This is a genomic window from Pseudomonas sp. LBUM1643 (assembly GCF_059716215.1).
Map to the genome: position 1 here is coordinate 638,782 of NZ_CP166813.1, position 16,216 is coordinate 654,997.

At 58.7% G+C, this 16,216-nt stretch carries 13 protein-coding genes; 1 reads left to right on the plus strand and 12 read right to left on the minus strand.

Translation table 11 applies throughout. The features are described from left to right. Positions 1 to 175 precede the first annotated feature (175 nt). Positions 176 to 5,272, plus strand: coding sequence for a dermonecrotic toxin domain-containing protein (locus tag ACA063_RS02765; protein ID WP_497664701.1), 5,097 nt, complete (start codon positions 176 to 178; stop codon positions 5,270 to 5,272). A gap of 63 nt (positions 5,273 to 5,335) precedes the next feature. On the opposite strand, the gene ureC is transcribed toward ACA063_RS02765, so the two are convergent. The 12 genes from ureC to urtA all read right to left on the minus strand — a co-directional run bounded on the left by ureC (position 5,336) and on the right by urtA (position 16,163). After that, positions 5,336 to 7,036 carry an urease subunit alpha gene (gene ureC, locus ACA063_RS02770; RefSeq protein WP_497664702.1) on the minus strand — a complete coding sequence of 567 codons (1,701 nt, stop codon included), beginning with the start codon at positions 7,034 to 7,036 and terminating at the stop codon, positions 5,336 to 5,338. 187 nt (positions 7,037 to 7,223) lie between these two features. Next, positions 7,224 to 7,532 carry an urease subunit beta gene (locus ACA063_RS02775; protein WP_109627750.1) on the minus strand — a complete coding sequence of 103 codons (309 nt, stop codon included), beginning with the start codon at positions 7,530 to 7,532 and terminating at the stop codon, positions 7,224 to 7,226. Beyond that, positions 7,532 to 8,065, minus strand: coding sequence for a GNAT family N-acetyltransferase (locus ACA063_RS02780; protein ID WP_497664703.1), 534 nt, complete (start codon positions 8,063 to 8,065; stop codon positions 7,532 to 7,534). The genes ACA063_RS02775 and ACA063_RS02780 overlap by 1 nt, the downstream gene beginning before the upstream one ends. 6 nt (positions 8,066 to 8,071) lie before the next feature. Then, complete coding sequence (locus ACA063_RS02785) at positions 8,072 to 8,605, minus strand: GNAT family N-acetyltransferase (protein ID WP_497664704.1); 534 nt, start codon at positions 8,603 to 8,605, stop codon at positions 8,072 to 8,074. A 9-nt stretch (positions 8,606 to 8,614) separates the two neighbouring features. Continuing rightward, positions 8,615 to 8,917 (minus strand): urease subunit gamma, encoded by a 303-nt coding sequence (gene ureA, locus ACA063_RS02790; RefSeq protein WP_095056309.1) that lies wholly within the window; start codon positions 8,915 to 8,917, stop codon positions 8,615 to 8,617. A gap of 173 nt (positions 8,918 to 9,090) precedes the next feature. Then, entirely contained in the window at positions 9,091 to 9,930 is an 840-nt protein-coding gene (locus ACA063_RS02795) for an urease accessory protein UreD (RefSeq protein ID WP_497664705.1), read from the minus strand. 156 nt (positions 9,931 to 10,086) lie between these two features. Then, positions 10,087 to 10,785, minus strand: a complete 699-nt coding sequence (urtE, locus tag ACA063_RS02800; protein ID WP_497664706.1) for an urea ABC transporter ATP-binding subunit UrtE — start codon at positions 10,783 to 10,785, stop codon at positions 10,087 to 10,089. A 237-nt stretch (positions 10,786 to 11,022) separates the two neighbouring features. Next, positions 11,023 to 11,892: an urea ABC transporter ATP-binding protein UrtD gene (urtD, locus tag ACA063_RS02805; protein ID WP_497664707.1), complete on the minus strand. Its 870-nt coding sequence runs from the start codon at positions 11,890 to 11,892 to the stop codon at positions 11,023 to 11,025. Further along, positions 11,889 to 12,968: an urea ABC transporter permease subunit UrtC gene (urtC, locus tag ACA063_RS02810; RefSeq protein WP_497664708.1), complete on the minus strand. Its 1,080-nt coding sequence runs from the start codon at positions 12,966 to 12,968 to the stop codon at positions 11,889 to 11,891. Before urtC ends, urtD begins: the two co-directional genes overlap by 4 nt. Continuing rightward, entirely contained in the window at positions 12,965 to 13,159 is a 195-nt protein-coding gene (locus ACA063_RS02815; protein ID WP_497664709.1) for a hypothetical protein, read from the minus strand. The genes urtC and ACA063_RS02815 overlap by 4 nt, the downstream gene beginning before the upstream one ends. A gap of 71 nt (positions 13,160 to 13,230) precedes the next feature. Next, a complete protein-coding gene (gene urtB, locus ACA063_RS02820) occupies positions 13,231 to 14,733 on the minus strand; it encodes an urea ABC transporter permease subunit UrtB (protein WP_497664710.1) in 1,503 nt (500 codons plus the stop codon). A 164-nt stretch (positions 14,734 to 14,897) separates the two neighbouring features. Beyond that, complete coding sequence (gene urtA, locus ACA063_RS02825) at positions 14,898 to 16,163, minus strand: urea ABC transporter substrate-binding protein (protein ID WP_497664711.1); 1,266 nt, start codon at positions 16,161 to 16,163, stop codon at positions 14,898 to 14,900. Positions 16,164 to 16,216: the final 53 nt, after the last annotated feature.

Sequence of the window (16,216 nt, forward strand, 5' to 3'; positions counted from 1 at the left end):
TTTTGCAGGTTCCCAGGAACCCTCATTCATGTCGGTATATATGTATTTTCAGTATCTGAATTTCGAATGGTTGGCATTGAGTTCAGTCTTTTAATTGCCCGCTATTTGAGCTTTTGTTTTTCAACTGCATGAATAGTCTAAGAGGTTCTCAATACTGATTTTAAGGTTGTTGAACATGTCTGATTCGCAAGGAAGCATGTCGCCTGAGTTTTCCAGTCTGGAAGGAAAGGGTGTTCATTATCATCGAGTGCTCAGCGTCATTCCGGAGGCGATGCGTAACGCGTCGTCAATGCAACTTAAATCACTTCTTGACGACACTTCAGAACTGCCTGAATGGTATATGCGCGCAAGCGTTACCGACCGAGAACATTTGAAGGAATTGCTGGAGGAACGTTGGCGTTTGCAGAAGGAAGTGGGTTTGCAGATCAGTGATCTGCAGAGCGATATCGATGCCTTCGCAGAACCTCTGCTTAAGGCATCGTTGAAAAAAAACTTCCATGTCGATGTAGATCTCAAAAAACTGTCACTGCAACTGACGGTACCCAGCAAGATTGTTTTTGGCATCGATACCGGCGCCAGTGGTGTGCGCAGTTCCTCGTTACTCGCAGCCGCGCTGCACAATTTTGAGGAAGAAGAAACGCAGGATGGCGCTTTTCGAGACGGTTCCGGTGTTTACCGAAAAGACGCACAGGACACTCTGGTTCGCGACAAAACTATCACCGTGCAAAAGTTTGCCTCGCTCTGCCGCACCCTGGATATCGGAGCGCAGTACCAGACCCATATCAACGCGCAGTTAAAGCCGCTGGACGTCAATACCCGGCGCACACTTGAGCGGCGATCGATCGCCAGTGAAAAAGCCGCTTTCAGGTACTCCGCGCTGGTTTCCCGGCTGGAGGGGGATGTGAGCACTAACGCCTATGACAGCCTTCGAGCCATTGTTGAAGGCAAGCGTGATGCCAAACTGCAGGGTCGCGCGTTGCTCAATCATCGCCTGTCGATCATGGGGTTCAAGCTGACGGGCATCGTCTTGTTCAGCGCCGTCAGTGAGCCCTCGGAAATAAAAAAAGCGATCGACGGACTGACGCCACAAGGTGTGAAGTTTTGGAGCGACTGGTCTCGCCGCCTGCCGGCGTTATCGGGAAATGTGTATGAGCAATACAAGTTACTGCAGAACTTCTTTGCCAATGGTCCCCAAGGCGTTATCGCAGAAACCCTGCGCAACGAAGATATTTATAACCAGAGCCGGATGACCGGGCCGCTGATTGCTTACATCCCAGACGATCCAGAACATCCGCTAAAAGAATACGCCTCCCTGGCGGACTTCATGGCCACCCTGATATTCCAGCTGCGCACTTCGGACTATCAAGAGTTTTTCAGCCGGTTTGTGGACCAGAAGGACAAGGGGCGGTTTTTCACTCGAGTCAATGAACGTCTCAAGACCATCAGCTGGCAGCAACGTGAACCCTTGGATATGGGCCCGTGGTGGCGGGAAACTGCAATCGAAAACCCCAACGCAGAACCCATCACCAATACCATTGCTGATGAACTGTGGGGCACCCTGTTCCGACACCGTCGGGACAAGGCCATCGCAGACGCCCGGAAAATTGCCGTGCCTACCGGCGATGAAGATGCAGCATCCCGTTGGAAGCGATTGACCAGTGCGCTGGAGATCGGCTGGAATATATTCAACTTCGGCGCGATGCTGGTGCCTGGTCTCGGTGAGGCGATGTTGGGCATCATGGTGGGGCAAATGCTTGCTGACCTGGCCGAAGGTATCGAGGACTGGAGTAAGGGTGACAAGGAGGAGGCGTCGGCCTACATCAATGGCGCGCTGATCAACTTTGCGCAGCTGGCGCTCATGGCGGCGGGTCATGTATTGCCGGAAAAGAGCGTTGTACCGATTAAAACTTCGCCTTTTGTCGACCAACTCAAACAGGTGCAAATAAATGGCAAGGAAAAGCTCTGGAATCCTGATTTAGCGCCTTACGAACACGCGGTGGCGTTGCCTGAAACAGCCCAGGCTAATGATTTGGGTATCTATCAACATGGCGGTCAACGTTTGCTGCCATTGGATGGCAAACATTATTCCGTTGCACAGGACGCTGAAACCGGACAACACCGCCTGCAGCATTCGACCCGACCCGAGGCCTATCAACCTGTCATCGAGCATAACGGCGCGGGGGTGTGGAAAACCGAAACTGACCAACCACTGGCCTGGGACACGGCGCGTTTGTTGCGGCGTCTGGGCGCTTCAGCAGAGGAGTGGCCGGATGAAAAGCTTGAGCAAATCCGGACGGTGGCGGGTATTTCGGATGACGGGTTGCGGCGCATGCATGTCGAACTCGACCCGCCGCCGATCATGCTCAGCGATACGTTCGAGCGTTTCAGTCTGTATGCCGAAGCAGGCGAAGCGGGCCCGCAAATACTTGCCAATCAGGTGTCCGAGCAGTTGGTGGACGAAGTAACGGGGCTCATGACCGACTTGCCCCGCTGGCCGGAAGGCAGGGCCGTGGAAATTTTTGAGGGCCAGGAGTTGAAGGGGCCGTCGAACATCATCGGCAACATCGACGCCGCCAGTTCGCGCCGGATCAAATTGACCCGTGCCGAAGTCCGTGCCGGTCAGTTGCCACAGCGTACCCTCGAAACCCTGAGTGAACAGGAAGTCCACGAGCTGCTTGGACACGCAATTTCCAGCAAAAAAGAGGTGCGCATCCAGGCCCTCAAGGAAAGGCTGGCGAGCGAGGCTGCAAAAAAACGCAGTCAACTGTTCGAGTCTCTTTACAAGCAGCACGATGTCACCGACGGCGCGCAGATACACCTGTTAACCAGCGAGTATCCAGAATTGCCGAGCGAGGTTGCCGAACGTCTGTTGCAGGATGCTACCCCGGCCGACCTCAAACATCTGGCAGAAAAAAAGACCCTTCCCTTGCGTTTGCGCGAGCAGGCGCGTCAGGCGCAACAACGCGTACGAGTCAGCCGTGCCTATGAAGGGCTCTATCTTGAGGGGCTGGAGAACAACGACACGCGAAGGCTGGAGCTGGCATCTCTGGCCAATTTGCCAGGCTGGTCCAACGATGTGCGCATCGAAATTCGTGAGTTTTCCTTCACCGGCAAGCTTCACGCCAGTGTCGGTCCCGAGACCGCGCCCATTCGCAAAGTGTTGATTCTCGAAGAAGAGGGCGGGTATCAGGCTCGTGATGACAGGGATCAGCATTTGCACGGCACCGACAATTTCTTTGCTTCGCTGTTGCGTGCCTTGCCGGACAACGAGCGCAGGGCGCTGGGGTATGACATTTTCGAGGGGGAACGGCTGAAGTCCGACCTGCAACGTTCGCCGCTGGATCGCGATCAACTCGAATCGATTTTAAGTGATCACCCTGTGCGCAAACCGGCATATGACCCTGAAGCCACGCGTCTTCGTGGCGGCATGCGAGGGTATCGCTCGATTGCCGATGAGCCGTTGCTGGGAAGGCGGGCGAGCACGCTTTATCCAACATTTTCAGAAGAACAGATCGGGCAGTTGCTGGGGCCGGTGGCCGACGCGGCCGAGGCGCGTGTCATTGCCCTGGAGAACGAGTTCAATCAGCTGAACAGCACGCTGCAACGCTGGATCAACTCCCCGACCATGTCTTTTCGCTTCGGCCCCGCAGGCGTGGCGGAATGGGAAGCGCGAAACAGGATCTACAAGGTGATCAGGCAATGTTGGCAAAGGACAGGGCCGGAGGGAGTCCATGCCCCTGGCATCGTCCGTGCGCAGCACCTCAATCTGGACGGTTTTGCGATGAACCGGCATCTTTCGAGCTTGCCCGAGCTGACTGCCAATTTCGATCACGTAACGAGCCTGAGCATGCGTAACGCCAGCATGCTCAGTAGCCAAGGACGGTTTCTCGAGTATTTCCCCGGACTTCGCGCCCTGGACCTGGGGGATAACGCGTTGAACCGATTACCTCCGGTCATCGGCGACCTGCGGCATTTGACCAGTTTGTGGCTGTACAACAATCAAATCGCGCTGACCGAGCAAGCGGTCACACGCCTGAGGGGTTTGACTCGTTTGGAGCTGCTGTCATTGGCAAATAATCCATTGGGGAGGGTGCCGGATATCAGTCAGATGCCAAGGCTGGCAGTGCTCAGTCTTCAGGAAACGGGCATTGACCGATGGCCCATCGGGCTGTTCGGAAAACCGCGACCGCGCCATATACATCTGAACCTTAAATACAACCTGCTGACAGAAATTCCAGAAGTTGCACCCGGCTCCTCCCGTGCTGAGCTATTGGGTCGCACCATTGTCAGTCGCGAACCCGAGTGGATGCCGACCGATGTTCTGGAAAAGCTCAAACGATATACGGAATCGGTTGGCATGGACCCGGACCGTCCCTATCCGCCTAGGGGGTTGGTGGACAGTCTCAAATGGGCGCAGGGCATGCCGGATACGGTGTTCAAGAACAGGTTGATCGTCTGGGACGAAATCGAAGATGAATTCTATTCAGAACATTTTTTTGATGTCATACGCCGATTGACCGAGTCAGCTGATTTCAATACGCCGGGAACGTCGTATCGTGCCGAACTTACAGCCAAGCTCTGGCGAATGCTTGAGGCGATGTACGACGATGCGGCGTTGCGCGAGACGGCATTCGCCGAATCGGCTGTCGTCACCGAATGCTCCGATGGTGCCAGCCAGCTGTTCAATGCGCTGGGCGTCAAGGTGCTGATCAAGGAGGCTTACGCGCTGCAGAACCGGGCCCTCGTCGAGGCCGAACTGGTGGAGTTGGCCAGAGGCAAGACTCGACTGGATGAAATAGGCGCTATTGCGCGTCGTCGCATTGCCGAACTTTTGGCGGAAGGAAAGACATTCAGGCGACTGGCTCCCGATGGCACTGTTACCGGGACAATCGATGAAGTGGAAGTTCAATTGGCCTACATGACTGAGCTGGCGGAAAGCCTCGATCTGCCGTGGCAATCGCGTGGGATGTTGTTCAGGCAAATGGCAGGCGTTGAGCCGGAGATGATCGCGGCTGCTCGTCTTCACGTGCTGGGCCTGGAGCAGGGTGATTTGCTTGCGGAGGGCATGCTTGAGCAGCCTTTCTGGAAGTCGTATCTGGAAACGACGTATCGCAGTGATTTCGATGCGTTGAAACTCGCTATGCAGGATGCAGATGAGATGGACGTATTTACTGCTCTCAAGAACCTGGAAAGGACCTTGACCGAGCAAGCCATCGAGCGTGCAAAGCTGCGAAGGACAGAGATGCCGTTTAAGGTGCAGTCTGACAGTTGATTGATGGTTTGACGGGCCCCGAATGCAATGCCGTATTCGGGGCCTTTTTTTGTTCAGCTTTCGTTAGAACAGGAAGTAACGCTGTGCCATGGGCAAGGTTTCAGCCGGCTCGCACCACAACAAAACCCCATCGGCTTTGACTTGATAGGTCTGCGGATCGACGTCTATGTTCGGCAGGTAATCATTGTGGATCAGGTCGGTTTTCTGCACGTCGCGACAGCCTTTGACCACGGCGATTTTCTTCTTCAAACCCAAGGCTTCCGGCAACCCGGCCTCCTGCGCTGCCTGGCTGATAAAGGTCAGACTCGTGGCGTGCAGCGAGCCGCCGTAACTGGCGAACATCGGACGGTAGTGCACCGGTTGCGGCGTCGGTATCGACGCGTTGGCATCGCCCATCAGGCTGGCCGCGATGGCACCGCCCTTGAGAATCAGCGAGGGTTTTACACCGAAAAAAGCCGGGCGCCACAGCACCAGGTCCGCCCATTTTCCGACCTCGATCGAGCCCACTTCGTGGCTGATGCCATGGGTGATCGCGGGGTTGATGGTGTACTTGGCGATGTAGCGTTTGGCGCGGAAGTTGTCATTGCCTTCACCGTCGCCCGGCAGTGAGCCGCGCTGTTTTTTCATCTTGTCGGCAGTCTGCCAGGTGCGCGTGATGACTTCGCCGACGCGGCCCATGGCCTGGCTGTCAGAGCTGATCATCGAGAACGCGCCGAGGTCGTGGAGGATGTCTTCGGCGGCAATGGTTTCCCGACGGATGCGGCTTTCGGCGAAGGCCACGTCTTCGGCAATGCTCGGGTCCAGGTGATGACAGACCATCAGCATGTCCAGATGTTCATCGATGGTGTTTCGGGTGAAAGGCCGGGTCGGGTTGGTCGAGCTCGGTAGCACGTTGGCAAAGCCGCAGGCCTTGATGATGTCCGGCGCATGGCCGCCACCGGCGCCTTCGGTGTGATAGGTGTGGATGGTGCGGCCCTTGAACGCGGCGAGGGTGGTTTCGACGAAGCCCGACTCGTTAAGCGTGTCGGTGTGGATCGCCACTTGTACGTCGTACTGGTCGGCGACATTGAGGCAGTTGTCGATACTCGCCGGCGTGGTGCCCCAGTCTTCGTGCAACTTCAGGCCAATGGCGCCGGCCTTGACCTGCTCGATCAACGGCTCCGGCAGGCTCGCGTTGCCTTTGCCGGTGAGGCCGATGTTCATCGGGAAGGCATCGGCGGCCTGAAGCATGCGTGCCAGGTGCCAAGGGCCGGACGTGCAGGTGGTGGCGTTGGTGCCGGTCGCGGGACCGGTTCCGCCGCCGATCATGGTCGTGACGCCGCTCATCAATGCCTCTTCGATCTGCTGTGGGCAGATGAAGTGGATGTGGGTGTCGATGCCGCCGGCGGTGAGGATCATGCCTTCGCCGGCAATCACTTCGGTACTGGCGCCGATCGCGATGGTGACGTTCGGCTGCACGTCCGGGTTGCCAGCCTTGCCGATCCCGGCAATGCGCCCGTCTTTGAGACCGACGTCAGCTTTGACCACACCCCAATGGTCGATGATCAGCGCGTTGGTGATCACAGTGTCGACCACTTCGGCGGCGAGCAATTGGCTTTGACCCTGGCCGTCACGGATGACTTTGCCGCCACCGAATTTCACTTCTTCGCCGTAGGTGGTGAAGTCTTTTTCCACTTCGATCCACAGTTCGGTATCGGCCAGGCGGACCTTGTCGCCGACGGTGGGGCCGAACATGTCGGCGTAGGCTTGACGGGAAATCTTCATTCGTTCGCCTTGAGATTCAATTGAATTTGAGACCGCTCGCATTACTCGCTATCGCAGCCTCGCTGCGCTCGACAGCTCCTACAGGTGTTCACGCGCTATCCGGTTGCACGCGGTTTCCGGTTGCGCTCGCCCCTGTAGGAGCTGTCGAGTGAAACGAGGCTGCGATCTTTTGCGAGCACTGCAGGTATCAGTCGAGGTCACCCATGATCCGCCCGGCAAACCCGAACACCCGGCGATGCCCGGCCAGGTCCACCAACTCAACCTCGCGGCTTTGCCCCGGCTCGAAGCGCACGGCGGTGCCGGCGGGAATATTCAGACGCATGCCGCGGCTGGCGGCGCGGTCAAATGTCAGGGCATCGTTGGTTTCGAAAAAGTGATAGTGCGAACCGACCTGGATCGGCCGGTCGCCGCTGTTGGCCACTTTCAGGCTGACCGTACGACGGCCGACATTGAGTTCGATGTCGCCGGGCTGGATCTGGTATTCACCGGGAATCATCAATGGGCTCCTTGCAGGATCTTGTAGTAGAGGGCGGTCGGTTTGTACTGGCCGCTGGGGTCGCAAGCGAAGTCGGGGATCTGGCCGGCGCGGGTGTAACCCAGGGCCTTGTAGAAATCCTCTGCGGGTGAGCCGGCCTCGGTGTCGAGGTACAGCATGCCGCGCTTGTGCTGAAGGGCGGCGGTTTCCAGAGCGCTCATCAATTGCTGGCCCAGGCCCCGTCGACGCGCGTGTTCACGCACCAGCAGCTTTTGCACTTCCGCACGGTTCAGCCCATTGGCTTTCTGACACAACGTCAGCTGTACGCTGGCTTGAACCTGTTCATCCTTGACCACCACCCAGAGCAGCACGTTGCCTTTGTTGAGGTCCTCCTGGACATCATCGAAATAGGCGCGAGCCTGGGTAGCGTTCAGGTCAGCCATGAAACCGACACTCGCGCCATAACCCACCGCGTCGAGCAGCAGGTCAATCAGCCCCTGACGGTAGTGCGCAAAACTGTCGACATTGACGCGACGCAGTTGGGCGGCATTCATCGGGTATCACTCCTGTGTGGCGAGCGGTGGTTGCGCGCCAGGATTGAGGGTCAGTTGCATGAAGGTCAGGTCCAGCCAGCGACCGAACTTGGTGCCGACCTGGGGCATCTGTCCGGTCGTGATAAATCCGGCTCGTTCATGCAAACGAATAGAGGCGGCGTTACCACTCTCGATAGCGGCAACCATGATGTGCTTGTCACAGCCTTTGGCGCGTTCGATCAGCACCGTCATCAGTTGTGGTCCGAGGCCATTGCCACGCTGATCGCTGCGCACGTAGACCGAGTGTTCGACCGTGTGGCGAAAGCCATCGAATGGCCGCCAGTCGCCGAATGAAGCGTAGCCCAGTACGGTGTTTTCACCGTCGACGATCACCAGGATGGGATAACCCTGGGCCTGTCGCGCACTGAACCAGGCCTGGCGGTTGCCCAGGTCGACGGCCTGCTCGTTCCAGATGGCCGTGGTATTGAGTACGGCATCGTTGTAGATATCGCGAATGGCCGGCAGGTCGGCGTGCAAGGCATCGCGGATGCGGTAAGTCATGGCGCTTCCTCAGGCGATGGGTTGATGGACGGTGACCAGTTTGGTGCCGTCGGGAAACGTCGCTTCGACCTGGATCTCCGGAATCATTTCCGGGATGCCTTCCATCACTTGTTCACGGGTGAGCAGGGTGGTGCCGAAGTGCATCAGCTCGGCCACGGTCCGACCGTCACGGGCGCCTTCAAGCAACGCTGCGGAGATGTAGGCCATGGCCTCGGGGTAATTAAGTTTCACGCCGCGAGCCAAACGCCGCTCGGCCACGAGGCCGGCGGTGAAGATCAGCAGCTTGTCTTTTTCACGTGGGGTCAGGTCCATCGCTTGGAATCCATTATTGGCAGAATGAAAATTTCGCTTCTTACGCTCTGTAGGAGCTGTCGAGTGAAACGAGGCTGCGATCTTTTGATCTCGATTCTGTATCTTTTTTGGCCCTGCTGAAGATCAAGATCAAAAGATCGCAGCCTGCGGCAGCTCCTACAGGGGATCGTGTTTCAGGTGCTCCATATTCTGGGTGGGACGGCTTCTCGGCCGAGCAACGCAGCCCGAAGCAATCGCCATAAATCGATCAACCAACCGCGTGCCAACAGCGCTTCACTGGCCAGGCATCGCGCAACCAGCAGCCCCGGCAATTGCGTCAGATCGCCGCGCACGTCATGGGGCAGCGAGCGGCATTGCTCCAGCAAGTCGCTATCGATTTCGCCCGTCATCAGCAACGTGGCAAACACCGGTTGCCCGTCCAGGCCTATCGGCGAATCAAGCAAACCATCTCCCCCGACAATGCGCTGGCGTTCGTGCCAGAGCAACTGGCCATCGCGGCGGATGTCGAGCCTGGACTGAAAATGCCCCCGGTCGAAGCGCTCGCCGCTAGCCGGGCGACCCAGTGCCACCACGTCCCAGTAGAACAACCGGGCATCACCTTCAAGGTCGATGGCGGTGCTGAGTTCGGCCTGCGCTGCACTGAAAATGATCGTCTCCTGGGGCAACCATTCCAGGGTCGCACCGGCGGCTACTTTCAGTTGCAGCTGCTGGTAGGCGGGTCCGGCGGCGCGGTACCACTTGGCCGCGCCGGGGCTGGTGATCTGCGCCCAGGCATCGCGGCCGACGCTGGCGGAGATGTCCAGGCGATCGCCCCCGGCAATTCCGCCCGGCGGGTGCACGATGATGTGCTGGCACACTTCCGGGCCTTCGGCGTACAGGTGTTTCTGCACCCGTAACGGGCCTTTGTGTCGGCGCTGAACCGGGCGCGTACTGTCGCCGAAACGGGCGTAGCCCAGTTCCAGCTCGGCGTGCCAGCTGGGGGTAAACAAGGCGCCGGAAGCAGGAAGAGTCATGGTCAGTGCTTAGTAAGAAGTCATGAAGGCATGTGCAAAGGCTGTGCCGTCAGTTTCTCAAGCAGAAGGCGGTTGTTGGCTGGTCGATGCGCACCAATATGGCGCGCCCCGCGGGTCGGTGTGCGGCAAATTGGTGCCGTGTGTGAGAGGAATGACTTAGATCGTGACCAGGCCGCGGACACCCTCGGCTTCCATGTTTTCGCCTCGACCCTGTTGCACGATTTCGCCCCGGGACATCACCAGGTAGTGATCAGCCAGTTCGGCGGCGAAATCATAGAATTGCTCCACCAGTAGAATCGCCATGTCGCCACGGGCCGCGAGCTTCTTGATCACCGCGCCGATTTCCTTGATCACCGACGGCTGGATGCCTTCGGTGGGTTCATCAAGAATCAGCAGGCGCGGACGGCTGGCCAGCGCCCGGCCAATGGCAAGCTGTTGCTGCTGCCCACCGGACAAGTCGCCGCCGCGCCGCTGTTTCATTTGCAGCAACACCGGGAACAGTTCGTAAATGAAGGGCGGTACTTCCTTGGCCTCGGACCCCGGGAAGCGTGAGAGGCCCATCAGCAGGTTTTCTTCCACGGTCAGGCGTCCAAAAATCTCGCGCCCCTGTGGCACATACGCGATGCCTGCATGCACCCGTTGGTGCGGCTTGAACGTAGTGATCGGCTTGCCTTCCCAATTTACCGCGCCTTCTTTGGCGGGCAGCAAACCCATCAGGCATTTGAGCAGGGTGGTCTTGCCGACACCGTTGCGTCCGAGCAGGCAGGTGACCTCGCCCACCTTCACGTCGAACGTCAGGCCGCGCAGGATGTGGCTACCGCCGTAGTACTGGTGCAGCTTGTCGACTTGCAGCATTTCAAACTCCTTCTGTTCCAAAAACGCCCGCATGCCCCACTTGAATATTCTGTAGGAGCTGTCGAGTGAAACGAGGCTGCGATCTTTTGATCTTCAACCGGGACACCATACAAAGATCAAAAGATCGCAGCCTCGTTTCACTCGACAGCTCCTACCAGCTCCTACCAGCTCCTACCAGCTCCTACACAGCTCCTACACAGCTCCTACAAGGGGAGGGCGCTGGTCATAATTCTTTGGCTAGCGACCGAGGTACACCTCGATCACCCGCTCGTTGTCCTGCACCTGCTCCAGCGACCCTTCGGCCAGCACGCTGCCTTGGTGCAACACCGTTACGTGGTCGGCAATCGAGCCGACAAAACCCATGTCGTGCTCCACGACCATCAGCGAGTGTTTGCCGGCCAGGCGCTTGAACAGTTCGGCGGTGAACTCGGTTTCGGCGTCGGTCATACCCGCCACCGGCTCATCGAGCAGCAACAGTTGCGGGTCCTGCATCAGCAACATGCCGATCTCCAGGAACTGTTTCTGACCGTGGGACAGCAAGCCTGCCGGGCGATTGACCGAGCTTGTCAGGCGAATGGTGTCCAGCACCTCGCCGATGCGATCCTTCTGTTCGCCACTCAATCTCGCTCGAAGGCTGGCCCATACCGATTTGTCGGTTTTCTGCGCCAGCTCCAGGTTTTCAAACACGCTCAAGGCTTCGAATACCGTCGGTTTCTGGAACTTGCGACCAATGCCCGCCTGAGCGATTTGCACTTCGCTCATCTGTGTCAGGTCAAGGGTCTCGCCGAACCAGGCCTTGCCATGACTGGGGCGCGTCTTGCCGGTAATCACGTCCATCAGGGTGGTCTTGCCCGCGCCGTTGGGGCCGATGATGCAGCGCAGTTCACCGACGCCGATGTACAGGTTGAGATTGTTCAACGCCTTGAAACCATCAAAGCTGACGCTGATGTCCTCCAGGGTCAGGATGGTGCCGTGGCGAGTGTCCAGGCCAGGGCCGGCACGTTGGCCGAGACCGATGGCATCGCGGCTGCTGCCGGCATCCTTGTTGGGCTCCACGGGAAAGAAGGCCGGTTCGAGCATGAATTCAGCCGTCGCAGTCACTCTCATTGTTCACCCCTTTTTTTCAGCAGACCGATCACGCCTTTGGGCAGGTACAGGGTCACGACGATGAACAGCGCGCCGAGGAAGAACAGCCAGTATTCCGGGAACGCTACGGTGAACCAGCTCTTCATGCCGTTGACCACACCGGCGCCCAACAGGGGGCCGATCAACGTTCCGCGACCGCCCAGGGCTACCCAGACGGCGGCCTCGATGGAGTTGGTTGGCGACATTTCACTCGGGTTGATGATGCCGACTTGCGGTACGTACAACGCGCCGGCCAAGCCGCACAACACCGCGCTCAACACCCAGACAAACAGCTTGAAACCACGCGGATCGTAGCCACAGAACATCAGGCGATTTTCGGCATCGCGCAACGCAGTCAACACTCGGCCAAACTTGCTTTGCGCCAGCCTCCACCCGATAAACAGGCTGGCTACCAGCAACACCACGGTGGCAAAAAACAGCGCGGCGCGAGTCCCCGGCTCGGTGATGCCGAAACCCAGAATGGTGCGAAAATTGGTGAAACCGTTGTTGCCGCCAAACCCGGTTTCATTGCGGAAAAACAGCAGCATGCCGGCGAAGGTCAGGGCCTGGGTCATGATCGAAAAATACACGCCCTTGATTCGCGAGCGGAACGCGAAGAAACCGAACACCAGCGCCAACAGTCCCGGCGCCAGCACCACCAGGCACATCGACCAGAGGAAGCTGCTGGTGCCCGTCCAGTACCACGGCAATTCGGTCCAGGACAGGAACGTCATGAACGCGGGCAGGCCATCCCCCGAGGCCTGGCGCATCAGGTACATGCCCATGGCGTAGCCGCCGAGGGCGAAGAACAGACCGTGCCCCAGGGACAGCAGGCCGGCGTAACCCCAAACCAGGTCCAGCGCCAAAGCGACGATGGCATAGCAAAGAATCTTGCCCACCAGTGTCAGCGTGTAGGCGGAGACGTGCAGCGTGCTGTCAGGTGGCAACAGTGAGAGCAATGGCAGCGCCAGCAGCAGAACGAGAATCACCGCGCCAACTGCGATCGTTACTTTCGGACCGGCCTTTTGCGTGGCCGTGAGCATTAGGGGCTGGTTCATCGGGGCGTGCTCACGTCCAGTGACGCACCGCGGTGCTGGCTGTCGGCGTGCCAGGCAAGGCGCGGGTCGCAGGTGATGGTTGTTCCCTCGGCAAGACCTGCAACGCAGCATGGCGCGTCGACAGTCGCAACCCGAAGGGCCGCTGCCTTGTTGGCGGCGGGGCCTGTCTCGATGTGATTGATAGAAAACATATACCTTCCTTCTCGGTGTCGCCGCCAACGAGGCAGCGGCGCGGTCGTCAATGGACGTGAGCATGCCCCGCTTAGTCGATCACCCGTCCTTTCAGTGCGAAGAGGCCTTGCGGACGTTTCTGGATGAACAGAATGATCAGCGCGAGGATCAGGATCTTGCCGAGCACCGCACCGATCTGCGGTTCGAGAATCTTGTTGGCGATACCCAGCCCGAAAGCGGCCAGCACACTGCCGGCCAACTGACCGACACCCCCGAGCACCACCACCAGGAACGAGTCGATGATGTAGCTCTGGCCGAGGTCGGGACCGACGTTGCCGATTTGGCTCAGGGCTACGCCACCGAGTCCGGCGATGCCTGAACCGAGGCCGAATGCGAGCATGTCGACGCGTCCGGTGGGCACGCCGCAGCACGCGGCCATGTTGCGGTTCTGAGTGACGGCACGCACGTTCAGGCCCAGGCGTGTTTTGTTCAGCAGCAGCCAGGTCAGCACCACCACGAACAGCGCGAATGCAATGATCACGATGCGGTTGTACGGCAGCACCAGGTTGGGCAGTACTTGAATGCCGCCGGAGAGCCACTGCGGGTTGGCGACTTCAACGTTCTGCGCACCGAACAGTAATCGCACGAGTTGAATCAACATCAGGCTGATGCCCCAGGTGGCGAGCAGGGTTTCCAGCGGGCGGCCATACAAGTGACGGATGACCGTGCGTTCGAGCGCCATGCCGATGGCCGCCGTGACGAAGAACGCCACCGGCAATGCGATCAAGGGATAAAACTCGATGGCCTGTGGTGCGAAGCGCTGGAACATCATCTGCACGACGTAGGTCGAGTAAGCCCCCAGCATCAGCATCTCGCCGTGGGCCATATTGATCACCCCGAGCAGGCCGAAGGTGATCGCCAGACCGAGTGCTGCCAGCAGCAGAATTGAACCGAGGGACATGCCGCTGAAGGCTTGCCCCAGGATCTCGCCGATCAGCAATTTGCGTTTGACCTGGGCCAGGCTGGTTTCCGCTGCCGTGCGTACCGTGGCATCGGTTTCGACGCCGGGCTCCAGCAGACTTTCAAGGCGGGTACGGGCCAGTGGATCGCCCGTTTCGCCGAGCAGACGTACGGCGGCGAGACGCACCGCCGGGTCATTGTCCACCAGTTGCAGGTTGGCCAGTGCGAGACTCAAGGCTGCGTGAACGCCCTCGTCCTGTTCGGCGGCGAGTTGCAGGTCGAGAAATTTCAGCTGCGCCGGTTTGGCACTTTTCTGCAATTGCTGCGCGGCAACGAGGCGGATTTTCGCGTCGGCCGCGAGCAGTTGGTGGCTGGCCAGCGCGGTGTCGATCAGCCCCCGCAGACGGTTGTTCAGGCGCAGGGTTTTGACTTGTCCGTCGACGGTCAGCTCGCCTTGTTGCAGGGCGTTGATCAGTTCGACACGGGCAGGGTCGGGCTGCGCAGCCCAGGATTCGAGCAGCTTTGCCTGCTGCACGGGATTGGCGGCGACGAAGTCTTCGGTGTCGCTGGCGTGGGTGGCCATCGGCACCAACAGTGCGAGGGCGAGGATGAAACGGTAAAGGGCGGTGGGCATATGTAAGGCCTTGCGCGGACTAAATGTAGGAGTGAGCCTGCTCGCGATAGCGGTCTATCAATCAACAACTCTGTTGACTGTCCCACCGCGATCGCGAGCAGGCTCACTCCTACAGGGATTTTTGTCGGTCCCGGACGAAGCGTCCGGGCCCGACGTCCAGTGGCTTAGTTGCTCTTCACCGCGTAATCCGGCTTCTTGTCGTTGCCGGCAATGAACGGGCTCCACGGTTCGGCACGGATCGGGCCTTCGGTCTGCCACACCACGTTGAACTGACCATCAGCCTGAATCTCGCCGATCATCACGGGCTTGTGCAGGTGGTGGTTGGTTTTGTCCATGGTCAGGGTGTAGCCGGACGGTGCGGCGAAGGTCTGGCCGGCGAGCGCTTCGCGAACCTTGTCGACGTCGGTGGATTTGGCTTTTTCTACCGCTTGCGCCCACATGTGGATGCCGACGTAGGTGGCTTCCATCGGGTCGTTGGTCACCGCTTTATCCGCGCCCGGCAAGTTGTGTTTCTTGGCGTAGGCTTTCCAGTCGGCGACGAACTGGGTGTTCGCCGGGTTCTGGACCGACTCGAAGTAGTTCCACGCCGCCAGGTTGCCCACCAGCGGTTTGGTGTCGATGCCGCGCAGTTCTTCTTCGCCGACGGAGAACGCTACAACCGGTACATCGGTGGCTTTCAAACCCTGGTTGGCGAGTTCTTTATAGAACGGCACGTTCGAGTCGCCGTTGACGGTGGAAATGACGGCTGTCTTGCCACCGGCCGAGAATTTTTTGATGTTGGCCACGATGGTCTGGTAGTCGCTGTGGCCGAACGGGGTGTAGACCTCTTCGATGTCTTTGTCTGCCACGCCTTTGGAATGAAGGAACGAGCGCAGGATTTTATTGGTGGTACGTGGATAGACGTAGTCGGTGCCGAGCAGGAAGTAGCGCTTGGCACTGCCGCCTTCTTCGCTCATCAGGTATTCCACTGCCGGTATCGCCTGCTGGTTCGGTGCGGCGCCGGTGTAGAACACGTTCGGTGACATCTCTTCGCCCTCGTATTGCACGGGATAGAAGAGCAGGCCATTGAGCTCTTCGAACACTGGCAATACCGATTTGCGCGACACCGACGTCCAGCATCCGAAGACCACGGCAACCTTGTCCTGAGTCAGCAGCTGTCGGCCTTTTTCAGCGAACAGCGGCCAGTTCGACGCGGGGTCGACCACCACAGGCTCCAGCATCTTGCCGTTCACGCCGCCCTTGGCGTTGATTTCGTCGATGGTCATCAACGCCATGTCTTTGAGGGAGGTTTCAGAGATCGCCATGGTGCCGGACAACGAGTGCAGGATACCGACCTTGATGGTTTCGGCGGCCTGGACAGTCCAGGTCATGCCCATCGCGGCAATCGATGCCGATAGTGTGAAAGCCTTGATCAAGCTGCGACGCTTCATTGTGCGATCTCCATGAACGTTAGAAATTTTTCTTGGTTGGCAGATGCGGACTT